21 protein-coding genes are annotated in these 25,408 nt (G+C 45.8%); 4 read left to right on the top strand and 17 right to left on the bottom strand.

Going from position 1 to position 25,408, the window contains the following annotated elements; translation table 11 throughout:
* Positions 1-2: 2 nt before the first annotated feature.
* Positions 3-2,510 carry a cation-translocating P-type ATPase gene (locus tag AAC052_RS02330; protein WP_339810632.1) on the bottom strand — a complete coding sequence of 836 codons (2,508 nt, stop codon included), beginning with the start codon at positions 2,508-2,510 and terminating at the stop codon, positions 3-5.
* A gap of 436 nt (positions 2,511-2,946) precedes the next feature.
* Between AAC052_RS02330 and AAC052_RS02325 the strand changes: the two genes are divergently transcribed.
* Genes AAC052_RS02325 through AAC052_RS02315 form a run of 3 tightly spaced genes read left to right on the top strand, consistent with a single transcriptional unit; the run spans position 2,947 to position 5,853 of the window.
* Positions 2,947-4,086 (top strand): Re/Si-specific NAD(P)(+) transhydrogenase subunit alpha, encoded by a 1,140-nt coding sequence (locus AAC052_RS02325; protein ID WP_339810631.1) that lies wholly within the window; start codon positions 2,947-2,949, stop codon positions 4,084-4,086.
* A complete protein-coding gene (locus AAC052_RS02320; protein ID WP_317490148.1) occupies positions 4,086-4,400 on the top strand; it encodes an NAD(P) transhydrogenase subunit alpha in 315 nt (104 codons plus the stop codon). The genes AAC052_RS02325 and AAC052_RS02320 overlap by 1 nt, the downstream gene beginning before the upstream one ends.
* A 7-nt stretch (positions 4,401-4,407) precedes the next feature.
* Positions 4,408-5,853 carry an NAD(P)(+) transhydrogenase (Re/Si-specific) subunit beta gene (locus tag AAC052_RS02315; RefSeq protein ID WP_317490149.1) on the top strand — a complete coding sequence of 482 codons (1,446 nt, stop codon included), beginning with the start codon at positions 4,408-4,410 and terminating at the stop codon, positions 5,851-5,853.
* Positions 5,854-6,456: 603 nt separating this feature from the next.
* Here AAC052_RS02315 and AAC052_RS02310 read toward each other — a convergent pair.
* The 4 genes from AAC052_RS02310 to AAC052_RS02295 form a co-directional block, all read right to left on the bottom strand.
* On the bottom strand, positions 6,457-7,542 hold the full coding sequence (locus AAC052_RS02310; protein WP_339810629.1) for an amidohydrolase family protein: 1,086 nt from the start codon (positions 7,540-7,542) through the stop codon (positions 6,457-6,459).
* A 95-nt stretch (positions 7,543-7,637) separates the two neighbouring features.
* Positions 7,638-9,155: a biopolymer transporter TolR gene (locus tag AAC052_RS02305; protein ID WP_339810626.1), complete on the bottom strand. Its 1,518-nt coding sequence runs from the start codon at positions 9,153-9,155 to the stop codon at positions 7,638-7,640.
* A gap of 271 nt (positions 9,156-9,426) precedes the next feature.
* On the bottom strand, positions 9,427-9,984 hold the full coding sequence (locus AAC052_RS02300; RefSeq protein WP_339810624.1) for a peroxiredoxin-like family protein: 558 nt from the start codon (positions 9,982-9,984) through the stop codon (positions 9,427-9,429).
* A 64-nt stretch (positions 9,985-10,048) separates the two neighbouring features.
* Positions 10,049-10,621, bottom strand: a complete 573-nt coding sequence (locus AAC052_RS02295; protein WP_339810621.1) for a Crp/Fnr family transcriptional regulator — start codon at positions 10,619-10,621, stop codon at positions 10,049-10,051.
* Between the two features lie 478 nt (positions 10,622-11,099).
* On the opposite strand from AAC052_RS02295, the gene AAC052_RS02290 reads away from it, so the two are divergent.
* Positions 11,100-11,879 (top strand): phytanoyl-CoA dioxygenase, encoded by a 780-nt coding sequence (locus AAC052_RS02290; protein ID WP_339810619.1) that lies wholly within the window; start codon positions 11,100-11,102, stop codon positions 11,877-11,879.
* A gap of 1,705 nt (positions 11,880-13,584) precedes the next feature.
* Here AAC052_RS02290 and AAC052_RS02285 read toward each other — a convergent pair.
* From AAC052_RS02285 to AAC052_RS02230, 12 genes are all read right to left on the bottom strand, one after another.
* Complete coding sequence (locus AAC052_RS02285) at positions 13,585-13,956, bottom strand: hypothetical protein (RefSeq protein ID WP_339810617.1); 372 nt, start codon at positions 13,954-13,956, stop codon at positions 13,585-13,587.
* 502 nt (positions 13,957-14,458) lie between these two features.
* The gene (locus AAC052_RS02280; protein ID WP_339810616.1) at positions 14,459-14,764 is read right to left on the bottom strand and encodes a hypothetical protein; all 306 of its coding nucleotides are present in this window, start codon (positions 14,762-14,764) and stop codon (positions 14,459-14,461) included.
* Positions 14,765-14,964: 200 nt separating this feature from the next.
* On the bottom strand, positions 14,965-15,663 hold the full coding sequence (locus tag AAC052_RS02275) for a hypothetical protein (RefSeq protein ID WP_339810615.1): 699 nt from the start codon (positions 15,661-15,663) through the stop codon (positions 14,965-14,967).
* Positions 15,664-15,704: 41 nt separating this feature from the next.
* Positions 15,705-16,298 (bottom strand): hypothetical protein, encoded by a 594-nt coding sequence (locus AAC052_RS02270; RefSeq protein ID WP_339810613.1) that lies wholly within the window; start codon positions 16,296-16,298, stop codon positions 15,705-15,707.
* Positions 16,299-16,473: 175 nt separating this feature from the next.
* Positions 16,474-16,992 carry an RDD family protein gene (locus AAC052_RS02265; protein WP_339810612.1) on the bottom strand — a complete coding sequence of 173 codons (519 nt, stop codon included), beginning with the start codon at positions 16,990-16,992 and terminating at the stop codon, positions 16,474-16,476.
* A gap of 182 nt (positions 16,993-17,174) precedes the next feature.
* Positions 17,175-17,753, bottom strand: coding sequence for a hypothetical protein (locus AAC052_RS02260; RefSeq protein WP_339810610.1), 579 nt, complete (start codon positions 17,751-17,753; stop codon positions 17,175-17,177).
* Entirely contained in the window at positions 17,753-18,097 is a 345-nt protein-coding gene (locus tag AAC052_RS02255) for a hypothetical protein (protein ID WP_317490418.1), read from the bottom strand. Before AAC052_RS02255 ends, AAC052_RS02260 begins: the two co-directional genes overlap by 1 nt.
* 19 nt (positions 18,098-18,116) lie before the next feature.
* Positions 18,117-19,517, bottom strand: a complete 1,401-nt coding sequence (locus tag AAC052_RS02250) for an IS110 family transposase (RefSeq protein WP_339810608.1) — start codon at positions 19,515-19,517, stop codon at positions 18,117-18,119.
* Between the two features lie 497 nt (positions 19,518-20,014).
* A complete protein-coding gene (locus AAC052_RS02245; RefSeq protein ID WP_339810606.1) occupies positions 20,015-21,049 on the bottom strand; it encodes a hypothetical protein in 1,035 nt (344 codons plus the stop codon).
* Positions 21,050-21,226: 177 nt separating this feature from the next.
* Positions 21,227-22,675: a hypothetical protein gene (locus AAC052_RS02240; RefSeq protein ID WP_339810605.1), complete on the bottom strand. Its 1,449-nt coding sequence runs from the start codon at positions 22,673-22,675 to the stop codon at positions 21,227-21,229.
* A gap of 292 nt (positions 22,676-22,967) precedes the next feature.
* Positions 22,968-23,822 carry a DUF4382 domain-containing protein gene (locus AAC052_RS02235; RefSeq protein ID WP_317490156.1) on the bottom strand — a complete coding sequence of 285 codons (855 nt, stop codon included), beginning with the start codon at positions 23,820-23,822 and terminating at the stop codon, positions 22,968-22,970.
* Positions 23,823-23,855: 33 nt separating this feature from the next.
* Positions 23,856-25,334: a DUF4382 domain-containing protein gene (locus tag AAC052_RS02230; RefSeq protein WP_339810603.1), complete on the bottom strand. Its 1,479-nt coding sequence runs from the start codon at positions 25,332-25,334 to the stop codon at positions 23,856-23,858.
* Positions 25,335-25,408 lie beyond the last annotated feature (74 nt).

Genomic DNA, 25,408 nt, shown 5'->3' with positions numbered 1-25,408 from the left:
GACTAGACCGTTTTAGCGGCTACTCTTGACCTCCACTTTATCATCTCAAACCAAATCACCGCCAAGAGACCGATGACCACGCTTGTCAAAAGCTGCACAGCACTGATATTATCAAAACCAAAGAAATTTGTCAGTGGAGGCACAAAGAGCAGTAGGCCTGTAATTGCCACAGTGGCGCCAATGATCAGGCCAACGAGGTTGTTTTTATACGCCAGCGTAGTGAGGACAGAGTAATAGAAAGAGCGATTGACAAGTGTAAGGAAGATATTGGACGAAATGAGAGTCACAAAAACCAGGGTACGGGTCACTTCCTCGTTGGCTCCTCCGTGGACGGCCAGCTGGTAGATCGACAAGGTCCCCGCTGTAATCGCCAAGCCCTGCACCACGCTTGTTGTCAGTTCCTTCCAGTTGAAGAAGGTGCTGGTGAAAGGCCGTGGTTTTTTGATCATCATGTTTTTTTCCATTGGCTCGTTCTCATAAATGATAGAGCACGTAGGGCCCATAATCAGCTCGAGCAAAATGATGTGCAGCGGCGAGAAAATATTGGGATAGATCCAGCCAAGGGCCAATGGAAGGAACACAGTAAGGATGATAGGGATATGAATGGAAATAATGTACTGAATGGCTTTTTTTAGGTTGGTGTAGATTTTTCGTCCCATGGCTACAGCTTCCAACATTTTCGAAAGATCATCTTCCAGTAGAATAAGAGAAGCCGCTTGTTTGGCTATCTCGGTGCCCTTTTTGCCCATGGCTATGCCAATGTGAGCGGCTTTCAATGCGGGCCCGTCGTTGACACCGTCGCCCGTCATGGCCACAATTTCATTCCTTGCTTTCAGTGCGTTGATAATTTTCAGCTTGGCCTCGGGAAACATGCGGGTGAATACTTGCATATCTTCCACTTTTTCTCTCAGCTCCTCTTCCGTTAGCTGCATCAACTCATCGCCGCTGATACTTTTGTCGAAACCACGAAACCCAACCTGTCGGGCAATGGCCCCCGTAGTGAGGGCATTGTCTCCAGTCACAATTTTCACCTTGATACCTGCGGCGTAAAACTGTTCGAGCACCTGTGGGATATTCTGTTTTGGCGGATCGTAAAAAGCCACCAAACCTTTGAAAGAAAAGGAAAACTCCTGCTGAGTAGCAGGGAAGTCGTTGCCATTAAAGCTGGCTTCGCCTACCCCCAACACCCTGTAACCATCCTTTGCCAGGGTGTTAATGGCTTCATGCACTTGCTCCTTTTCACTTGCCGACAGGCCAGATACAGCAATCATCGCCTCGGGGGCACCCTTGGCGGCAATGATTCTTTTACCATTGCCATCTTCAAAAATATGCGTCATCATGGGCGGTTTTCCACCCAGCGGATACTCATGCGCCATGTTGAATACAAGCCGCTCATCGGTTACCATAAACTTACCGTAAGCTTCGTGCAGCGCCACCTCCATAGGATCGAAAGGGATGGGTTCGGTGGCCCACATGGCCAACCGAACAAGAGACTGGGCATCTGCTGAAAGTGGCTGACTAGCATCCGCTATTTCCTGTGAAGACAGCACAAACAACCTTGCCAGGCTCATTTTGTTTTCGGTAAGTGTGCCGGTTTTGTCAGTGCAAATCACCGTGGCGCTACCCAGTGTCTCCACAGTTTTCATCTGCTTCACCACTATGCCAAGCTTCATCAGTCGCCAGGCACCCAGCGCCATAAATGTGGTGAAGGCCACGGGTATTTCTTCAGGCAAAATGCTCATGGCCAGTGTCAGTGCCTTCAATAGACTGTCGAGCACATTGTACGACCGGAAATAATTGATGGCCCATACCACCAGAAAGACAATGGCGCCGATCAGCACCATCTTCTTAACAAAATTGGTTATCTGCTTTTCCAGTGGTGTTTTTTCTTCAGCGATGTCTTCGAGGCTTTTGCCAATTTTACCGAGGTTAGTGGCGTTGCCAATGGCGGTAACAGTGGCTATGGCCAATCCGCTGGCAACTGTTGTGCCTAGTGAAACCTTGTTATCTTCCTTGGCAGCATCTTTATATACTGCCATCGACTCGCCCGTGAGAATTGATTCGTTGACTGAAAAATCGTTGGAATGCACGATGATGCCATCTGCGGCAATGGTATTACCCTCTTCAATCATCAGGCTGTCGCCCACCACCAGTTCCTCACTTTTTATTTCTATCGTTTCGCCGTCTCTTATCACCTTGCACATAGGCTGGGTGAAGTTCTTGAGCTTCTCCAGGGCGTTGCGGCTGCGGGAGTCCTGGTACAGAGAAATGCCTGCTACGAGCACAATGGCCGCCGCCAGAAAAAGGCCATCACCAACATTGCCGGTGAAAAAATAAATGGAAGAGACAACCAGCAGCAGCACCACCATGGGCTCTGTGGCGATGCTTTTGAGCGCTTCGATTAGGCCGCTCTCCTTTTTGTAGTTCAGTGTATTGGCACCATGCTTTTTCCTGGCTTCGAAGACTTCTTTAGCTGAAAGACCCTGAATATTAAAGTTATTGCTGGCCATAGTCGATTCGTTGTGCAGTAGTTTCTTGCGTCACCAGCCTTGTGATGTTTAAAGGCCGTTTAGGAAAGTAGTGGAAATAATCCGTTCGTTAAACAGAAACGAGTAGAGAAATCTTAAAATAGCTGACTGCTGTACATGGTAGCTGGTCAAACTGCGTCTGTAAAGGGAAGCGCAATGTCATAAGTGAGCGAAATAATTGCAAAAGACTCACATTGAAGCTATTATCGTAGGTTGAGGGATAAGGAAAGTGGGTGCACATGACGGTGGTGCCCAAATGATAATTGAAAACTTTGGAATTTTTTACCGCATATTTACTAGTAAATGATGCGAAAGTGACTTGAAAGTCGGTGAGTGATACGATTGCAAGGCTTTTTGAGCCATGCGGTTCATTTGCCTTGAGAATAATAGTACACCCTATAGCTAATAACGCAAAACAATGATTGTAGGCCTTCTAAAAGAAAGCGGAAATGAACAGAGAATCGCTTTTTTACCGGAAATCGCAGCCAGATTGGTTCAGCAGAAAGTTCGGGTTTTTGTAGAAAAAGATGCAGGGTTAACGGCATTTCAATCCAATCAATTATACGAGGAAGCAGGAGCGGAGATAGTTTCACGAGAAGAAGTGTTGACTAAATCTGATTTGCTTGTGCAAATCGGTGAGCCATCGCCGGAGCTGGTTGAGCAGTTGGGGAGCGATAAGATATGGCTGAGCCAGTACAACCCCCTCTGGAATAAAAACCTTGTGACGCAGTTTCTCCAAAAGGGAATTACCAGCTTCAGTATGGACTCTATACCCCGGACGTCGAGGGCGCAGGCAATGGACGTACTTTCATCGATGGCTACTGTTTCAGGTTACAAAGCCGTGCTGGAAGGTGCCAGTCAACTGCCCAACTTTTTCCCCATGTTCATGACTGCAGCAGGCACCATCCGCCCGGCCACGGTATTGGTGCTGGGAGCGGGAGTAGCAGGCCTTCAAGCCATAGCGATTGCCCGAAAGCTTGGCGCTCAGGTGCAGGCTTTCGATGTGCGCTCGGCAGTGAAAGAGGAGGTGATGAGCCTGGGAGCACGGTTTGTGGAAGTGGAAGGGGCCAAAGAAGACGCTGCGGCAGGTGGATATGCTGTAGAACAAACGGAAGAATTCAAACAAAAGCAGCAGCAGGCCATCAACGACCATGCTGCGAAAGCTGACGTGGTGATATGCACAGCACAGATTCCAGGCAGAAAAGCGCCAGTTCTTCTGCCCAAAGAGGCAGTGGAGCGAATGAAGCCCGGATCTGTGATTGTCGATTTGGCGGCTTCAAGTGGTGGCAATTGTGAGCTGACGCAGGACAATGAGACCGTTGTGCATCATGGTGTGAAAATCATCGGGCAATCAAATTACCCTTCGATGATGCCGGTGGATGCCAGCAAGATGTACGGAAAAAACGTTTTTAATTTTCTCGAACTGCTGATTGCCGACGACGGGTCGCTCAATCTTAATTTCGAAGATGACATCGTGGCCGGCACGTGCATCACCCACAAAGGGGAAGTTTTGAATAGCCGGGTAAAATCACTTTTTGGAGAGCTAATTGATATTTAATGGAGCAGGTATTTGTTTTCTTTTTCACCTATAGAGAGGCCATTTTCATCATCGCCTTGTCGGTTTTTTTGGGAATTGAAGTGATTTCCAACGTGCCATCCGTGTTGCATACCCCGCTTATGTCGGGAGCTAATGCCATAAGCGGTGTCATCATTATTGGCGGGATTATCCTCGTTGGCCACGCCGATGCATCAAAAGCATCGCTGGAGCTGATTTTGGGGATTCTCGCTATCATTTTTGCCACACTCAATGTGGTCGGCGGCTTCGTGGTGACGGACCGCATGCTGGAGATGTTCAAAAAGAAAAAGAAATAAACCATCTATGGATCAGGTAATTGGGAGTTTAAATGGTGTCGATTTCACCCTGGGCGGGGCTTTGCTCGAACTAAGCTATTTGCTGGCCGCTCTTCTCTTTGTGGTGGGCTTAAGGCTGCTGAGCCATCCGGAAACGGCCAGAAAGGGAAATTTTTATGCGGCTGCCGGTATGTTTCTGGCTATGGTCACCACCCTGCTGCTGCACAAAAACAGCCAGGGAGAGGCTATTCCACTGGCCAATGTGTGGATCATTCTGGCGGCGCTTGGAGTTGGCACCGTATTGGGCTGGGTGATGGCATTGCGCATTCAGATGACGGCAATGCCCCAGATGGTTTCATTTTACAATGCCACGGGCGGTGCAGCCTCGGCCCTGGTGGCGATGCTGGAGTTTCCGAATACCGACATGGGCAATGTGGGCTCGGCGCTGGCCACACTGTTGGGACTGATAGTGGGAAGTGTTGCCTTCAGTGGTAGCATGCTGGCCTACGGTAAACTCGACGGAAAAGTTGGCGACACCGTGTCCGGCTGGATGAAATACCTGAATTTGCTTCTACTGCTTGTAGTGGTCGGGCTGTCGGCTTACATGATGGCGTCAGGCCAAACAGCGGACGAGCTGAGTTGGGCGCTGTACCTGCTGCTCGGCATTTCATTGGTGTACGGGGTCACTTTCGTTATGCCTATCGGCGGTGCCGATATGCCCGTTGTTATTTCTCTGCTCAATAGCCTCACAGGCATAGCAGCTACCATGGCTGGGTTTATTTACGGCAACCAGGCAATGATCCTGGGAGGTATTTTGGTGGGCGCCGCAGGCACCATCCTCACCGTGCTCATGTGCAATGCCATGAACCGGTCGCTGCTCAACGTAATTCTGGGGGCGTTTGGCGGGGCAGGAGCAAGTGCCGGTGCCGGACCCGAAGGCGACATGAAGGAAATCAGCATGAGCGATGCTGCCATTTTGCTTTCTTATTCTAAAAGTGTGGTGATAGTGCCTGGCTACGGCCTGGCAGTGGCGCAGGCACAGCACGTTTGTCATGAACTCGACATGTTGCTGGCTGAGAAGGGAGCCAATGTGCGTTATGCCATCCACCCAGTGGCCGGCCGCATGCCCGGGCATATGAATGTGCTGCTTGCCGAAGCCGACGTGCCCTACAGCCAACTGGTGGAGATGGATGACATCAACACCGAAATAGCCAACACCGACGTGGTAGTGGTCATAGGTGCCAACGACGTCGTGAATCCGGCGGCCATCAATAACCCGGGCAGCCCCATTGCAGGCATGCCTATCATCAATGCGCACCTTGCTAAGAACATCATTGTAATGAAGCGAGGCAGGGGCAAGGGCTATGCTGGCATCGAAAACGAACTCTTCTTTGATCCCAAAACCAGGTTGCTGTTCGGCAATGCCAAAGACACTTTGCAGAAGCTTGCCAGCGAGGTAAAGAGTTTGCATTAGGAAAGCTCGTCGGCGGCTTTTAAGCAAGGCCATCACAGGGGCCCTGGCTCCAAAAGAGAACCTGACTGGGTACTATTCCTTTTTTTCAGCGTTGTGATACCCTGGGTTTTTTTGGGGGATGTTGCATAACTCAACCTGGTGTTGATCTACTTCGAAAATTTTGTTTGACTTCAGAGAAACTGTGCCTGAGAAACACAATTGGAGGCTGAGTAGTAAGGTTTTGTTCAATTGCTGTTAGCAGCTTTACCCTGTGCCTTTAACATTCCTTTAGGTTTTTGAGAATTGCCACAAAGGCACGAAGACACTAAAGTTTTGAGTTTCGGATTTTGAGTTAATGTTGACTAGTTGATTTCTATGCAAGTGCTGTTTATCAGTCTTTTCTTATGGCCTTTGTGGCCAAAACAACTTAGATTCTAAATTTCTTCCTGTTTTCACTGCTGCGATACACAAAAGGTATTTCCTTAGAAGCATTCTCAAAATTAGCCCCTGAAGACCCAAATTGGATAACAGTCTTTTAAATTGGTACAGAAAGACCACTTTTTTAGAATGTGAGGAAAATGTGAGGCGGCATTGGCTCCAAAAGAGAAACTGCTGCAGTGCTATTTATTCAAGCCCCAGGAAATTACTAGCATTTTGAAAGTAAACCTTTTCCAATACCTCCCTGGGTAGGCCCAGGCCCCTGGTATGCTGCTTCCTGATGACCAGCGAATCGGTGGTGCTTAGGTACCGCCACAGGTCGTTGTAAGTGGCATCGAGGTCTTTCTGCTCAGCGTCGAGCTGTTCGGCTGTCCAGTCCACTGCCGAATCGTAATTCCCGAAGTCGGTGCCGAACATGATCCTGTCCTGGTACTTCACAAAGAAGGCCTTCACCTTGTCGCTGTTCTGGCTGGCCAGGTCGCCAAACCGGGCAGCAGGCTCAACCATCATGTTTGGATATTTGTCCAGGCGCTCAGCCACCATATCCACGTTGTGCGACATGCTGCCCATGTGGGCGCACAAAATGGGCAAATCCGGATTTGCTGCAATCCACCGGTCACGGGCAGCAATGATGGTTTCATAGCTTGGGATTTCAGGATGGGCGAACGCATGGTATTGCGGATTGTTTTTGTAGTACTCGTAGTGCGGATTCATTGGGTTGTCCAACGGCCGCCATGCCTGCACCGGCTCACCTATATGGGCCATGACGGGGATGCCGTTTTCCTTTAGAAAATCCCAAACAGGCTGAAGACGGGCATCGTCAATCTGGATGAACTGCCCGCTGCCGTCTTTGGTCACCATACCGAAGTTCTTCCACACCTTCACCATTTTGGCACCGGTGGCAATCTCGTTTTTCAGCCGTTCAATGTTTTTGGTGGCAAAGTCCGGGTCATCAATACCCACACCCACCAGTGAACTACACAGGTAAAATACCCCGGGGTTTTCAATATCCATATCCACATACTGTTCCCAGCTACGGTTGATGCCGGTAGAATCCTCTTTAGCCACATCCACCAGCACCGCCTGCATGATCCAATCCTGAAAAAAGGAGGAAAGGTAGGGGCGGGCGTAGCGGTAGTGCGCATGCACATCTATTTTTCGTATCGTTTGCTGTTCGATGGCTTCTGCCTGGCTCGTGCCAGTCTTTTCCTTTCCGGGGCTACAAGCTCCAAGGATGAAGAGCGGGAATAGATAATAGGCTATATTTTTCATATACACAGATTCAATGCCGTTTAGTTAAAAGGTTCAGACTGTCAATTATATTTCACCCCTTTCCTAAACGACATTGGACACAAATTACCTGCCGGTTAGTAGTTCAGGAAAGCGCTGTTGCTCACGAAGGCGATGCGTTTCCCGTCGGGCGACCAGTTCGGCACATTCATTGAGCCCTGGCCTCCATAAATATAGCCAATAATTTTTGGCTCACCCCCGGTAATCGGCATTAGCCGGATATAGCAGTGCTTATAAAACGGGTGCTGTCCTGAGTCCACCGTTCTTGGGAAGGAAATAAAAACGATCCATTTGCCGTCAGGAGAAATGTGCGGAAACCAGTCGTTCAGCTCGTCGAACGTCACCTGCTCCGGATTGCTTCCGTCGGGCTTCATGCGCCAAATCTGGCCTATGCCTGTCCGATTGGAGTTGAAGTATATGTATTTCCCATCCGGCGTATATTCCGGCCCGTCGTCAAGGCCGGGAGTTTTGGTAAGCTGCACCTCCTGGCCCCCTGAAGCAGGTATTTTGAAGATATTCCATGCATTGTCTCGCACGGCAGTGTATACCAGCTCTTTGGCATTTGGCGACCAGCCATGAAGGTAGGAGGGGCCATTTGGAGTGAGCCGTTTCGGAGTGCCTCCCTTTCTGGGCATGGTGAAAATAATGGAATGCCCGTCTTCCGGTGGGGTACTGCTGATGCCCATTTGCTTTCCATCAAAAGACAACACATGGTCGTTGTTGTTTCTCACGGCAGCGCCAGTTTCCAGTTTTGTTGGTTTTCCGGTTCTCAAATCAAAATCATAGAGCAATCCATCTGAGTTAACCGTAAAGACATTGTTGTCTACCATCCAGTTGGGTGCCTGCCAGGAGTTATCTGCGCTGAAAACAATTTTTCGATCACCCGTGGCGACGTCCATCAGCTCAATATGACTGCCGATATAATCTCTGTAGGGTACATAATCCGGCTTTGGCGGAACAATCACCCGCACATTTTTGAAGGTGGCCGTTTCAACCACATCGGGGTTGTGAGCACAAACCGACAGGCCGATATACACCTCGTTGCCCAGCTCGATGCCCGATACCTGCTCCTCAAAAAACCGCTCGCCCATTTTAGCTGCCGACATGATGAAGGTGTCCCCTCTTCGTTCCAATTGAATGACATCGGCGTGGGTCATGGCGAACGCCTTCTGATCCATGTCCGACTGTGGATTTTCACGGAACTGCAACGACACAAGTCCATCGCCATGCACAGCTGCCGATACACAAGGGGAGTTCACTTCGAGGCTATGCCTTACCATCCAGCCGATTTTCCTGTGTGGGTCAACGCCCTCACCAACAAATGCAACGTTTGCCCGGAGGATAAAGTCTCCTGTCATTTTGCGGTAGGCATACTGAAACTCATCCTTCTGGCCCCATATATTTTGCCCTGAGCCCGAAATGGTATACGACTGTTTGTCGGGGTCGTAGGTGGTTTTTCCGGCTGTTTTTGTGGCGCCTACATCGGCATTGTTGGTGAACACCCCGAGTGCAGCTGGCTGCGCCATGGCGGAGTGAAGGAGTAGCACGAAGATGAAAGTGCTGCAAAGGCTCAATAGTGGTGTCTTACTTTTCATAAAGGTGTTGTTAATCACTGAGGTAAAAAGATAAATTGTCCAGCGGCTGAACTGCCGATGGATTTGATAAGTGAGTATAAAAAACAACTTCCCGTGGATGTGTAGTAAATGCCACATGGGTAAGTTCCACCATAAACTTAAACAGCGCCTTGCGTGGCCTCTGAACAATTAAAGGTAGTGAAAATTGTTGACCAGAGGAAGAGCCAGGAGCAAGACCAGGACGGGCGAAGCAAATTGTCAGCATCTAACAAAAGCAAATGAAGCCGGTGTGTTATCTCTGGCTGTAGCCATTTTGTTCTGCCAATATTTCACTTAGTGGAATATGATCCACCACATTGTTGCCGTATTTAGCAGCTAATATGTCTTTGTTACTGTCAATAATGAAGTCTGCAGGAATTTGATGAAACAGCCCTTCTACTTTTCCTCCTGGTTTAAAACCGGCTCTGATACTCTTAAAAATTCTTTTTACCCCGCTCAGGTTGATAGTTTTAAACAGCTTGATCCAGGAAGGTTTTACAAAATATAAGTCGTACAAAACTCTTTCAGGATCAGCTATAACTGCAAAGTCAAAGTGTGGTTTGTCTGCTATAGTTAGTCTCAAACTTTCGGCAGGCGATTGAAAAACCGCAATGACTTTAATGCCTTGTTCACTGAACCTGGTTTTAGCCCCCATTATTTCTGAAACCCTCAGCTGGCACACGGAGCATTCTGCATACCTAAAGAAGCACAATAAAATCTTCTTGTCTCCAATTAGCTTTAGATCAATGATATTTCCCCAAATGTCGTGGGTTACAAATAACGGGGCCTTTTGTCCTTTCTTTAGTTGCATAACTGTTTTGAAAATTTAGTTATGCAAGATTGAGTCAATGGAATTTCATATTTCTTGATTGAAATCAAGAAAGTTTCGCTCTTATTCTACTCAAAGTTTCCGGAGTCATCATCAAATACGAGGCAATTAACTTCAGCGGAAGAGCATTGATTAAATGCCCGCTTCTTTTAATGAATACTTCATATCGCTCGGCTGGTTTGAGTGTGAGTAATTCCACTTGTCGCTGAATGTGCCCTGAAAGTGTTGTCTCCAACATCGATTGATACCAATTGGCAATTTCTTTGTTCTCACTTGTCAGCTGCGCCAATTTTTTTTTACTGATACTTATCAAATCAGTTTCCAAAACAGCCTCAATACTTAGCATTGAAGGCTTTTCCTCGATAAAAGACTGAAATGATGTTATGAAGGAATCTCTATATCCAAAACCAATATTTATTTCGTCGCCCAGGTCGTCAACTATGAAAAGCCTTACGCAGCCGTCAACCACAAAATATAAGTTTGGGGCGTGACTGTCGAAATCTATGAGCGTCTCTCTCGGTTTTAGGGTTTTGCTTTTAGTCCAAAACGTCGAAAATAAGCCAATGGACTGCTTGCTTAAGTGTTTAGATTTTGAAAGTGCGAGTTCTAATGGTTTCATTTAAAATACTCTGTTTGGCGCAGTATAAAAGTCCGTTCTGGCTATCGACAACTCCTTAGTTGCAACCGTCGTACGGCTGCCGGCGATAAAATTATGCTTTGTGGAGGAGATTGCAAGTTGTGAATAAGGCGGTAGTAATCGATTTCACCACTTTGCCTATCGGTTAATTATCAGAGGTGTTTCAGTTCGCATACCTCAGAAGTGAGTTACTTTTTGAAAGCTGGCCCAAAATCATCCACTTTCAGCACTGTGACATCCTTCATGCTTTGCCGGATTATGAAGATTTTTTAATTTTATGACATGAGAATGACTGTAATGCTATAACACCCTCTTCAGGCTTAGTTCTTAAGCAATGCGCTATATTCTTTACATAGCGCACCTATCTAGCTATCATTAATTTTATTATTAATCTCAAACCAAACCCATGGGTTGGCGGTCACTTGCTGCTCTCTGTGGGGTGGTTTTTAAAAGAAAAATCATGTCAGAAATACTAACTGAAAAGCAAATAGAGCAATTTATTCTCAGCGGGTTTGTCCGAATTGACAATGCATTTCCTAAAGAAATTGCAGAAGCCGCTTTAGATCTCCTATGGAACGATCTTCCCTGCGACAAATCGGCTCCTTCCACCTGGACGGAGCCCGTTATTCGTTTGGGGATGTATACCCAGCAGCCATTTATTGACTCGGTAAACTCGCCGAAGCTGTATTCAATCTTTGACCAATTGATTGGTAAAGGCAAATGGATTCCATGCCGAAGTGTAGGAACATTTCCCGTAAGGTTCCCATCTGATCAGCAACCGACTGATACAGGCAAACACGTAGATGCGAGCTTTCCGGGCAGTGACCCTGACAATTTTCTTGAATGGCGTGTCAATGCCAAATCGAAGGGCCGGGCCTTATTGATGTTGATTTTGTATTCCGATGTCAGCGAAAATGATGCACCTACCGTCATTTATGAGGAGTCGCACATCGACGTTGCCCGGCTCTTGTTAAAAGAGGGCGATTCCGGGCTTTCATTTATGGAACTTGCCGACAAGCTGGACGACTTGCCGAAAAGGAAAGCGGTATATGCAACTGGTGAAGCAGGCACGGTTTACTTGTGTCATCCGTTTTTGGTTCATTCAGCACAACCTCACAGAGGAAGTACTCCTAAGTTTATGGCACAACCGCCCTTGTTGTTAAAAGGTGAGTTGTCTGTTTCCGAGTCAGATGTTGGATATTCTCCCGTTGAAAGGGCTATACGTTTAGGATTGGATTAACCACAGAAGGAGGCTGTTTTTTGCAGCCTCTTTCTTTTAGGATTGCACACAGTATCTATCTTTTTCACTCATCTGGCTTTCCGGTTCGTGATCAATGGCAACTTTGTTGTGATTTTTCGGAAGAGGTTCCTTGATTTTGGAGCTGGTTCAAACTCACCCGGTTTCAGTTACCTATTTTTCTGTATCACTTCAAGCTTTTGGTAGCTGACATCCGGAATTTCGGATGTCAGACAGGAAAATTCGGCTATCACACACGAAATTTCGTATGTCACATAGGAATTTTCGGTTACTACATACGGATTTTCGGTTGTCACTTATGAAAATTTGCATGTTGGTTACCAAATTTTGGTTTCTATATCGAAAAAATTGGTTGTTGGTTGCCAATTTTCGGTTTCCAGATAGGAAAATTCAGTTCTTGGTTACGAATTTTCGGATGTGACATAGGAAATTTCGTATGTCACATAGGAATTTTTGGCTACTACATACGGATTTTTGGTTGTCACTTAGGAAAATTTGCATGTTGGTTACCAAATTTTGGTTTCTATATCGGAAAGTTCGGATGTCAGTTATCGATTTTCGGCTATCACATACAGATTTTCGGATATGGCATAGGAATTTTCGGCTATCACATACGAAATTTCGTATGTCACATAGGAATTTTTAGGAGAGGCAACCGACAAGCGGTGAGTAGGTCTTGGCTATGAGGCTGAGAGTAACCTGGTAGAAAAAGTGTTTGGTGGTGTTTTGTTCTTGACGACTGGCTATGGCGAGTGGGTTTGTTTTATGCACTTCGCTGCCCACTTGCACTTAGCCAGGCCGATGTTAAAATTAACTTTTGTGGCGGAGATTCCAAGCCAACTTCCCTATGACATCCGGTGAAGCCCACATTCATTGTTAGCGGCGTGTTACAAACATTTAGTCCCTCTTCCAAGGCGTCGATGTCTGAATTTCATTATAAGCTTTGTATAATGGGGACATTAAAGCAGGAGAGTTCCTAGCTAGTACCTCGTTAATCTCGGTATATTTCGTATTCAAACCCTTCTCATTGGTGCAACTCAACAATAGCCTAAACACGTTGAGAATGTCTGAATCCGTCCGTGTCTCTAATTCCGTCACAACCATCGAAGGGTCTGCCAAAAGTTTGTTTAGGAGACCAAATCCGTCGACGTCGTCAGTATTTTGCCACTCGCCGTCCACACATAGGTCTATGTATTTTTTATAATATGCAGACTTGTCAATTGTCCTAAGATGGTAGAAAAAGAAGATGATTTTCAATCGATCATGGACACCGTTTAAAGGAAGCATTCCTGTTTGCTGGTCAGCACCAAATATCTCATTTAGTTCGTCAACCGAATTTGGATATGCGCAAAAGAAATCTTGTTCGATTCGGCTATTGTGTGTAGTGTCTGTAGCCAACCTAAGCAGGTATGCAAATTTATGACTTGGGCCAACAAATTCTTTTTCAATGCATTGTCCAGGTGCTTTGAAGCAAACTATGCTAAAAAGTATGAATAAGAATGTTCGCACGTAGGTGATTTGTGTGTACGCCTCGCTAACATGAGTGGTGGAATGTTATGCACTTCCGTTTCCACTAGCACTTAGCCACGCCGCTAATAAATTTATACTTTGTGGCGGACATTCCAAGCCAACTGACCTCTGACAACCGGTGAAACTCACATTCACTTTACTGTTGTGTTAGCGAGCTTTAATCGCCTTGATGTATCCAGATAAATCTGCTTCCGTCAAAGTAGATGAGTCCACCAGAACCCTCGTCCTCCCGAATGCTAATTGCTGGGTTCTTCAGCTCAACCGTTTTGGTCCCGTCGACGTCTCCATTTGGGAGAAATGTTGTCTGCCAAGCCTTCGGTTTTAAAAAGATCCTCCACTCGTCCGCCCAATTGAAGTTGTCACCTGCAGGGCCAAAGGAGTCACCAGCTCCCGCCAGAAAAAACCGGTCATCGTCGCCGTCAAACAGAAACAGAATTCCAGTTTTATTGTCTGACTTTCTTCGCATGAAAATTGCCACGTCTTTTCTTTGATCGCCATCAAGGTCGAGTTCGATAAATGTCGGTTCCATCTGATTGCTTAGATCGAACCTCTCTGAGAATTGAGCTAAACGTCTGGATGCCCAGCCCGGAAGTTCCGCTGTCAGATCGCCAGCGGCTGTTAAGAAGATTATCAGAGCTAATTGATACAGCATTTTGTGCGTCTAGTTATGCTCGCTAACGCCTCAGTAAAGTAAGTGTGGGAGTTTTATGCAGCCCCGCTTCCACTACATCTTAGCCACGCAGAAGATAAAAATAGGCGTTGTGGCGGAGATTCCAAGCCAGCTGCACACAACTAACCTGAACAGCCCCCATTCGCTATAGCCTTGTGTTGGGCATTCGTTTTATTTTGTTCTTGCCAAGCTTTTTCGTCCGCCACAAATTGACGTCTAAACTCGGCTAAAACTTGCTGGTAATTTTGCAGTTCAAAAGTCAACGGTTCTATTTCCTCGAACCAGTCAACTTGGCTACCTACTAATTCTGGTTTGTCGAAAGTCGTTTTTGCTATATTGATGCCCAGTTGGTGCCAGGTTATCAGATTGTTTGTCCTTGTAATTCTAACAACAACAATTGTGCAGAGAAATCACAGTCATCAGGACACATCAGGATTGGACATACTGTCGACTCGTTAGGGTTGGGTAAAATTCGTTGCCAAACTATCTCTCGTTCATTTGAGTGCTCCATCCAAAAAAGCAAAGTCGGAACCATTCCTTTGAGTTCGTAACCAGCACGCCTGTCGTCCAGAAATTCATCGAGAAAATGTCCGTCAACTTTTATGTTTAAAAAGTCATTATAGATTTCATAATCACTTTTGTCTATGGCCGCCTCTATCTTATTCATTGTAGCCCTGTTTAGTTTGCCGCTCAGCAATGATGCCCAACGACTCGCTAAGATGAGTGTGGGAGTTTTATGCACTTCTGCCTGCACTGACACTTAGCCACGGCGACATTAAAATTATAAATTGTGGCGGGCAATCCAAGCCAACGGCCCTATGACGTACGGTGAAGCCTACATTCACTTTACTGTTGTGTTAGCCACATTTATTTTAAAAATTTGCCATTTGAGACCAAGTGAAAGAAAATTTTTATTTGATCAAAAATCTCTGGATGCGATTTAATGAAATCACCTGCTTCCGAGGAAAGCATAGACACTATGGTGCCCATAGCAAGATTAACCCAATCTATTTTTGGGTATTTTTTGTCAACTCGATTTATCAGGTAGTCGATTTTCTTCTCAAGAGATTGAACCACCCTCTGATTTTCATGTTGTAGACTGTCAATATTTTGCTTGAGTGAATGCAGCTCCGCTGTGAGGCGACTAACTTCATTTTCACTCAATAATTTAGTCTCTGAAAAATCGGATTTATCTGTTTGTGTGGCAGCTAATTCTTTAATTTCATTAAGAAATTCATTGGCTTGGATTTCATCCAGCAAAAGTGCTATCCACGACTTAAATATTGTCTTGACGTTATCCCAGCCTTTAATTAGTTCAATAGACGAATATGCAGAGTAGTCGCTGCCCGGAGTGAAATACACATGCCAACCTCCCATGTTTTGATGTGCTCTCTCAAATAAAACGTCGTGAAATAGCTCAAAAAATAAGCCGGTGGGTTTGTGTATTAGCCGAATATATTCCTTTCCCGCATTTTCAACTTGAACCTCGTCAAAGTGGTTCCAATCTATGGAGTTGGATAACACTATCTCTGCTAACTCCTTCTTTTGTTTAGGGGCTAATTTCATATATCATCGGAATTAGAACCTTTGAAAGGTAAGCATTTGACCTAGCTTCTACTTGAAATTTCCACATGCTCTGAAAACTGAAAAATTTGATTGTCAGTTTCAATTTTAAAATCAGTAAGAACACCCTTAACTATTTTTACTCGCTTCAAATTCATTACGACGTTAAACATAGGTCTCCTTTTAAGAAGTCGCTGAACAAAATTCTGTGTCCTTGATAATCTGAATTGGAGGTGTACTTTTTCTCCGATTGGGAAAGATAAATTTTGTCCGGTAAAATCATCATTTACTTGATCGTCAAAAGTACGGATATCAATTAGGCAGCCATTCTTGTATATATCAAAGTAGTCGGCTAGAATTTCTCCAACTACATTTTTTGCTTTCTCATCTCTGAAATCAAATTCAACCCACTTTTGAATAAAATTTTGGTTTGAGAGGTTCTTAAAATCTTTTCGCAATTTTTCGACGTGAATAGTTTGAAGTTTTATCGCATTTTTGTTGGGTTTACCGTCCACCCCAGGAATTTTCATACTAATTAGCTCATGGGCTGTCAGGTCGCTAAGAAAAGGCTGGTTTACCTCTAGGAATCGATCTTCCGAATAAAATACGTTATATCCCCCGACTCTATAGTATGCCATTCACGTATGCTATTTTGTGGCTAACGCCCGGCTATGGCGAGTGGGGGTTAATTAACGTACTTCGCTTACCACTCGCACTTAGCCACGCAGAAGATAAAAATAGGCGTTGTGGCGGAGAATCCAAGCCAACTGCACTCAACTAACCTGAACAGCCCCCATTCGCTATAGGCATGTGTTAGTTTTCTTTTCCACATTGGGGGCAGGTGAAGTGTCCGCTAATTGTCTCGTCGGGTGTTAGGGTCAATTTAGAGTTGCAATGCTGGCAGATTGCAGATTCGTCGCCAACAACAATCGTCCGGGCCCAGATGTCACCGACTCTTTGATTGCGTTCCGAGTTTCTGGATGTCACATAGGCCACCAGTCCAAATGTCATGATGATCTCAAAATAGTCTAATATTCGTCTCTTGAATGCCTGTCCAAACGAAATCGAGTATCCATTGAGAGTCACCACTTTGAGTTGCATGATTCTGCGTCCAAGTGTCTGCCCGTTTATAGTCTCAGCAATGGGGAAGTATAGAAACCATGTCAGCAACAAAATGAACCCTGGCCAGCCGTCTACAGTATACTCGCCTTCATTGTTCAGAGTGCCGAAGGAATAAACGTAGAAACCCAAAAAAGTCAGATAAACGCAGATATCTATGATGGTGGCAGTCGCTCGCCTTAGGGTATTAGGTTGGGTCTTTATTTGCCGCATCTGCAGATATTAAAACTAACGCCTCGGTAAAATGAGTGTGGGAGTTTTATGCAGCTCCGCTTCCACTACATCTTAGCCACGCCAATGATAAAATTATACTTTGTGGCGGAGATTCCAAGCCAACTGACCTTTGACAACCAGTGAAGCCCACATTCATTTTTACCGCTGTGTTGTGAGCATTTCTAATCGTAGGTCAGTGAGGTAGTAAGCCATTGTCCGGACTCTTTAGCCAAACTAATACTGACCCGTGTCCCGCCGGTTGTCCCATATGCGCTAAAAATGAGGTGTGCCTTGGTCGAACTAGTTGAGCCGGACACCAGTATTCCGGTTCCTTGGAATTCGCCAATACGGTTGGTCAGCTCGTCGTCTGCCATTATAGTTGTTACAGCAGCATTGAAACCGCCAGAACTTTTCATCGCTGCGCCTCCACCTGTCACCATCAGCATTCCAAAAGCGCAACAGAAGGCCCAAAACTCCAACATAAAATTATTGAATATGAAGGCTAGAAACGCATCTGCTGTTGATTTGTATTCATGGGAGTTCATTGGATGAAGGATCGGATTTTTGATTCGCAAAGGAATCCAAATGATGGTCCCGATACCAAAAAGTATGGGTCCGACTATCGCTCCATATCTCAAGTACTCGATAGCTTTTGCGTCACAGATAACTCCGGTAATGAAAATCAAAATACCGGCCCAGATGAGCGTTTGGTAAATAGTTTTCAAATCGATTCCTCTTGCTTTTGTCTGAGCAGCAAACATTAATTGAGTTTAAATTCAATTTCCTTAACTCCATCCTCTGGAGGACCAAATCTCAATTTGACATTCGCTCCCGACATGAAGTCGGTCGATTCAAGTGTTCCTTTAATTTCTGCGAATAGTTCTTCGGCATTCCTGCCATATAAGAATAAATACCCATCCGAATAGTCTACTGCGATTTCGTTACCATCATAATCCCCTACGGCTTTACCTTTTAATACGTCATCAAGCCTTCTTTCCAGATCTTGTAGCGGGGCCAAGTCCTCCTTATTGTAATTGAAGTGAATTACCACCCCATGCTCAGAGTTCGATTTTTGAAGTCCAAAAAGTTTGCGCAGAAATTCCATGATTATCAGTCTATACTGACTAACGTAAGCTAAATGGTTGATAATCAGATGGCATTTGAGCTGCGATTTTATCCCTGTTTGCTCTGGAAAAGCCCAGGTCGTCAGGGTTGATTCCCAGGTCTGCTATCTGTTTTCTCATTCTGCTTACAATCCGTCTTTTTTGATCTAAAAATAGGTAATTATTTTTTGGCTTATAGGGTTGGCGCTTGGTGATCATGTTCCAGAGGATTACGGCGATCTTTCTGGCCGTTGCATTGATGGCTGTCTGCCGACCTTTCTTGAAAGCGATCTTTTTAAAGAATTTGGTAAGATCAGAGTCCTTGAGATTACCCACAGCATTGGCGGCATTTCGTAGAGCTATCTTAAGCCTGTTGCTACCTTGCGGTATTCGGTTGGATAGGACTCTGCCACCACTGATTTTGTTGTTTGGGGCAAGCTTGAGCCAAGAGGCAAAATGCTGGGCTGTGGGGAACTGGTTAAAACCATCTGGCCCGATCTCGCTCATCAGGGAGAGGATGGTTGAGTGACTAACTCCAGGTATAGCAAGCAAGTCAACACCGTTGAAGTACTGGTAAGAAGCAATGTTAAGATCAATACCTGTGATAGCATTTTTATTTTGCCTTTTGAAGTACTTTCCGTCGGGGATGTCATCTACTACATCTTCCTTTTGTTGGATTGTTTGTTCAAGGAATTGGCTAATCTCCTTATCACAATCAATAACCATTGAGGTATAGAACTGATGTCTTGCAAACTCCTGCTTGAGGCCGAAGAGGTAATCTTCTCTTTTGTTGGACACGAGAGCTTTTGCAATTTCTTCTTCAGAGCGCCGGCAGTTGTGGTGTCGATGAGCAGCAAGAGCTTTAGGATCAAGATTTCCGTTGCAGATCTCTTCAATGATCTTCAGGCCAGTTTGTCCGGCAATGTCTCGGACAACAACATCGAGCCGGAAGTTGAGATATTTGAGGAACTTGGCCATTTTGTGGATGCTATCAGCTCTTTGCTGTATCATGTTTGTTCTGTGTCGGCAGAGGGTTCTGAGTCTTTCGGTGGTGTGATCGGGTAAGAAGCTTGAAGGTAGGAGACCTAATGAATGCATTTTTTGTATCCACTGGCAGTCAAGTACATCGGTCTTTTTCCGATTGATGTTCTTGGTAAACTTCCCATTGGTGAGTACTACTTCAATACCAGAGTTGATGAGTTCCACGAATAGATTCTGCCAATATGCTCCGGTAGATTCCATAGCCACTGTTGTGACTTGACTGTCGATCAGCCACTTCACCAAAGAAGACAGGTCTTCAGCATAAACTCCGAAGGACTTCACGTCTTTTTGCTCCTGGCCGATGGCTACAAAGTGGGTTCGGCTACCGACATCAATTCCGGCAGCATGAGGGTTGACAACTGTCAAAGGCATCTTTTTCATTCTCTTGTTTTTAAAGTTTTAAAAGAGCCCTAAGAGAATGTATATTTACACTTGAAAATTATACTGAACGGGGTTCCGCCAGCTGGCGGACCACCAATGAAATTTATCAACTAGTCCCGACCGCAGATCGGGACTTTTTACATTCCAGCCAAAATGACGCTCGGATTTATCCCGACGAATCGGGACATTGATACCAATTAACCAACCGGCCTTGCAAAGGGCTAAAACGAAAATAGCGATGAAGAGGCTGTGCTTACCCGTTAGCTTCTGAAATCAATTTGGAAAAGATGAAATTGGTAAATTTTAGAGGTTCAATTTCAGCTCCAAATCTCCCCAATTGCTCACAACGCCTCAGTAAAGTGAGTGTGGGAGTTTTACGCAGCTCCGCTTCCACTGGCACTTAGCCACGGCGATGTTAAAATTATAAATTGTGGCGGGCAATCCAAGCCAACTTCCCAATGACATCCGGTGAAGCCCACATTCACTTTACTGTTGTGTTAGCTTCTTTTTTTATTAACCCCTTGTATCACCATTTTTAACTCCTCCTTTGAAACAGGCATATACTTGGCAGTCAGCTCAATTAATGAATCTAATTTGAATTCTAAGTGAGAATACATTAGAGTGTCATTTCTTTCGGTGATACTAATGAGCTCTAAATTTTCATGGAGTGGTATCTTGTCAAAAACCAGTCTAGGTTCTGGATATGATGAAAGAACGCTATTCCTGTCTTTAAAAATTAGGAAATGCTTTTGCTGAAAGCTTGTGTCGGACTTTACTATGAGAGTCTCCGTCGAGTCGGGCTCCATTAGTTTATCGATATTTATCCAGTCAAGCTCTGAAAAATCAAACATAAAATAAATGGATTCCCTAAGGTAAGATGGGATTGTAATCGAATCTTTAACGGAATCAAACTGCTCATCGCCAGGATCTAATACCTCTCTGCTTGAATAGAGTGTATCATTGCGAGATATGTAGTAAGTATTTAAGATTGCTCCATTTCCACCATAATCCAATCGAACCTCTCTTGCTGTCTGATAAACAAACGTATCGGTTCGAACGATATTCGAAAGATTCCATTGAGTTATATTATTTTTCGATGAACCTAAATAAACGTTATAGTTGTAAAGGTTCTCAGATCTGGGGAATTTGATAGTTAGCTTTTCTCCTTTGTTTAATCTAATGGGGCTGTTCCCAGCATAAAACTCAATATTCAGCATTCCTTCACTTTCTAAGTAAAATCCGTCTGAGGTGTTTGTGGAAAGTCCCCAGTAAATCATATCCGACTTATCGTAAACTTCTGATATTACTACTTCAATCGGTTCGGTAGTAGTTGCTGCCAATTGATTTGATGAAATTTCAATAATTGCTCCTCTCTCAGTAATCAAGGTGTTAATAGAATCTCCCTGAATGACGAATTTTTGAGAACTTCGGTTCAGCTCGAAAAAAGCGTCCATTTTGGACTTTACTTCGTTCTCAGGTTTTTGGCATCCGAATACCACTAAGCAGATCAATAATAGTGAAAATCTATCCATGCAGGTTTTATTGAAGCTAACACTTGTGTAACACGCACTAGTGCGTGTTACACCCATTATATATATCTTTTGGTTTATTTACAAAAAAAGCTCAATAAGCCTCATAAAGCCATATTGCCCGTTTGTAAACCCATAATATACGTATATTATCATTATAACATGAGGATGCGGTTTTTACTACTTCCTCCTCACCACCAGCACCATATCAGCGAGCCCTGGCACGGCCAGTTTGTTGTCGTTCACTGCTCCCTTCGATACAATGTTCCCGGTCGTTACATCCATCCACTCCGTGGAATAGCTCCCAGCGGGCAGGGTGAGCGTAATGTCATAGCTTTTCACTGCCAGCGATTCCCAATACACCACCCACATGCCGCTGCCATTGCTCATGGCCAGCGTGGTGGCACCGGGCGCTGCCTTCACCACCGAGGCGTCGGGCTTCAGGTTCACCAGGTCGTGGGTTTCCATGAAGCTTTTCAGAATACCAAATTGCTTTCTCAAGTCAGGGCTTCCTCCGCCAGGCGATTCATAGGTAGTGTCTTGTCCGTTTTCCTGGCCTACCGAAAAGGAATAGTCGAGGTGGCTGAACAGCGCACCGCCCGCCATCACAAACTGCCATACCTGCCGGCGGTAGGTGTCGTCTTCGCCTCCGGCAAAGCCCGTTTCGTTGAAGCCCAGCACCTTGTTGAGGTAATAGTTTTCGCTGGCCGCCCGTGGGTAGGCATAGTGGAAGTTGAAAATGTCGATCTGCGGGTCGGGCTCGGTAATAGGGTAGTAGAAGTTGGAGATATTTTGTGAGATCAGGTGCTTGTTGGCCAGCTTGCTTTCTTCGTCTTTGATCCAGCTGGCCACTTTTTTCTGCCACTCGTTCGAGGCCTGGGATACCACCTGAATTTTGTCCGTCCACGGGCTTTCGCCGTAATCGTTTCTGGTGAAAACAATCTCCGTATTATCCGCCCACGGCTCGTTTTGTATTTCAAAGTAGAAGTTACCGAAACCGTTCAGCTCCCTCACCAGTTTTCGCACATAAGCTTCCTGGCGGGCCAGCAATCCTTTGTTGTTCAGGGTATTCACGTCTTTAGCCTCCAGCTCGGGCGTACCGTTGATATTGTTGCTGGGGTTGAAGGCAGCATAGTTCCACCCCCCGCCATAGTGAGCCGAAAAGAGGCACACTTCCACCATCACTTTGCTGGTGCTGGCCAGGGCCATGAAGTCCTTCAGTCGGGCAAAGTAGGCCGGATCCCACTGGTCGAGGTCAAACTTATTGCCGCCTAGCGCATAGCCGGGCTGGTTGCTCCGCTTCCATGGCAGGATGGCCCTGCCCTCCGCCGGTGCCATGGTGTTCTTTTTGATGCCAAAGTCGCCCTGCTTCTCCAGGTAAGCTCCCGTAAACAAGCGGGTGTGGTTGAGGCCTTCCTTTCCCAGGGTATTGAGATAAGTTTTGTAATCAAAGTCGAGGTTCATCACTGCCCCGTAGTGTTCCCCGGAGCCGATAATGATCAGTGGCTTGCCCTGGTATTGGAAGTAGTGAGGGTTTTGGGGGTGAAGCTGTAGGACGTTTTGGGCCCGGGCTGAGCATGTGACTAATAGCAAGCCTAGAAAAATGGAGCGTATATGAGCGACTTTCATAAATGATATTTGTTGCAGTTAACACCGTTCGGGGAGGGGTGGTGAATTTTCTTTTTGTAAATATAAAGATAGCCAAAGTTAATGCTGATGCGTTATGCTGGTAGAAAAACCGTTTCTGCGTTGAAGGTCGTTGCAGGTACGCTATTCCACCTCAATTAGAAGCTCGTTTATTTGCGGCAGAAAGCAATGGTGGCTGGGCTTGGCAACAAAAAAAGGGAAGCAAAGCCTAAAAGCTCGCCTCCCCTCTAACCTAAGAGATTTACCGCACTAATACGGCATCTTAAACTTCTTTTTATTCGGGGTTGAGTACAAAATCTTGTGTGGTTGCATTAGCTGCCACAATTTCCACCCCCTCGGAGGTATTGGCTGCATATCCTTGCAATTCCACAGTTACGTTGTAGAGGCCAGCCTGTAAGCCAAGCACGGTGTAGGTACCATCTTCGGCTGTAATAGCCGTGGTATTGAGCGTGTCGGCGGCATAAACCGATACCGTGGCTCCCCCCAATGCGATGATTTCAGTTTCCGTTTCCCCTTCCACTTCGGTTGTTACAGCACCCACCAGCCGACCGGCAAAAGATTGGTTGGAGGCCTTGATAACAGGCTTGAAGTTGAACCCGGTGATACCAGACGGTGAACTGGCGTCGCCTTTGGCTACAAAGGAGCTGGCCACGTCGAAGTCCAGCAGTAGTTCGGCAGTTAGCCCCCCCGCTACTTCTATACCTGGTTTTACAAATATTTTAATGCCCGAGGAAGAGCCGCTGGGCACCTTCAGGTCATAAGATGTGCCGTCTTTTAATACCACAGTGGCATCGGCCACATACACCCTGATGAGATCATAAGTACCTTCGGGAATTTCGACGTCGGCCAGGTTTTCAGTCACTCCATTCGTAAGATCCAATAGATTGGCTGATACCTCGTCTTCCATGATGGTAATAAATGCGCTTTCTGAGTCTCCGCCTTTTTGTCTGGCCTCAATTTTAGTAACAGTTACGTTTGCTTCGCTCACCAAATCGCTTGGAAAAGGTGCATCTGTCATTTTTACTACCAACTGTCCGGTTCCGCCCGAGTCGCCATCGTTGTTGCATCCCACAAGTCCGGCAATAATAGCCATGGCAATAAATGGTAATAAAATCTTCTTCGCTCTCATGAATTTTTGTTTTGTTGTAAAAGAATAACTGATTTAATTAATGTTAGTCAGATTGATAGTAACTGTAGTTTCTTTTCCTTTTTCGATCAATAAGTCGTCAAGTGTTGAGGTTTCGTGGTCGATTAACTCTGCCTGAACCTGATAACCTCCCGGGGTCAGGCCGAGAATGGTAAACTTGCCATCCTCACCACTCAGTGCTGTTGTGTGAAGTGTGTCGGCTGCAAACAGGGCGACCTGGGCTCCGGACAGAACGGCGCCGTTCTGGTCGTTAACGGTACCAGAAAGAGTGCCGGTAGCATGCTGATTGGAAGTTCGGATGACTGGCTTGAAGTTGAACCCGTTGATGCCCGCAGGAGTGTTTGAATTGCCTCTCACCACAAAGCTGCTGCTAACGTCAAAGTCCAGTAAGTAGCTGGCACTTTCACCCTCTTCTATTTCAATATCAAAGGCTGGTTTTACCTTAATGCCGCTCTTGTCGCCTGATGGGATTTTGAGATCGAATAGTCGCCCGTCTTTCAGTAGCACACTTCCCTCGCTAACGTATACGCTAAAGAATGAATAGGAGCCAACCGGCAATGCTGTTTCACTGAGCTTTGCGGTGATGCCATTACTCAAGTCGAGCAAATTGAAGGTTGTCGGCTCGTTAAAAACTGTAATAAAAGGTATGGTGTCATTTGCATCGCCGGTTTTCACTTCAATTTTGACTATTGTGACGTTGGCTTCTTCAATCAAATCAATTGGGAAGGGGGCATCAGTTAACAACAGCTCCAGCTTTCCCGTGGCAAGTGGCAGGCCTGTATTGTAAAAGACTCTATCGTCCTCATCGCAGGTGTCCTGCGCTGTGTCAAATGCATTTTGTAGCGCAGTATTGCCTTCAATCACTTGCGCCCCTATGCTGGTGGCAACCTGGATAGGAAACTGGATCGAAAGAAGGTCGTCGTTATTAAATTCATTTAAAAGCTGAAAAAGAGAGGCGTCGTCGGCTACTGTTCGGATGTCGGCAATCTGATTTTGCAGGTCGTAGGTGGCCATGGAGATCGGATACTCGATGTCGACACACTCGATGTCGTCGTCAAGTCCGTTGCCAACGCACAGGGCAGCCAGCATGTCCAGCTCTTCCTGGCTGGAAACTGCCACCTCCGTGTGATCGGATTTGATCACACGCAAGGGGAAGTCTAAAAGAAAACGGTCTGACTGGTAAGGATTTAAATAATATATGTCCTGTAAAACAGCTAAATCAGCCTCTTTGCTAACAGTAAATGCCTTTCCTCTGAAGCTTCCTTTTACCGGTAGCACCAGCGTCAGACAACTGGCATTGTCTATTACATTATCGTCGGAGCCATCCTTTAGCGACATTTTTTGCAGCAGCTGCCCGAGGGCCGATCCTTTGGTGAAAGCCGCTTCTTTGCCGGGCTCCGTAATATCCTCAGTAGGCTCCTGGCAGGAGATCGCCGATATCACCAGGCTCATTAATACAATGAACTGCTTCAAAAATGTAATTTGTCTCTGCATAGGATTTTGCCCTGCTTTCGGTAATTAAACCGGCTGACACTGAAAACTCCTACCGGTAAACCTAAACTTTGTTA

This window comes from uncultured Imperialibacter sp. (genome assembly GCF_963974565.1).
In the GTDB taxonomy this organism is placed as follows: domain Bacteria; phylum Bacteroidota; class Bacteroidia; order Cytophagales; family Cyclobacteriaceae; genus Imperialibacter; species Imperialibacter roseus.
The sequence above is the reverse complement of the archived record's forward strand: the minus strand, read 5'-3'. Positions and strand labels throughout refer to the sequence as shown.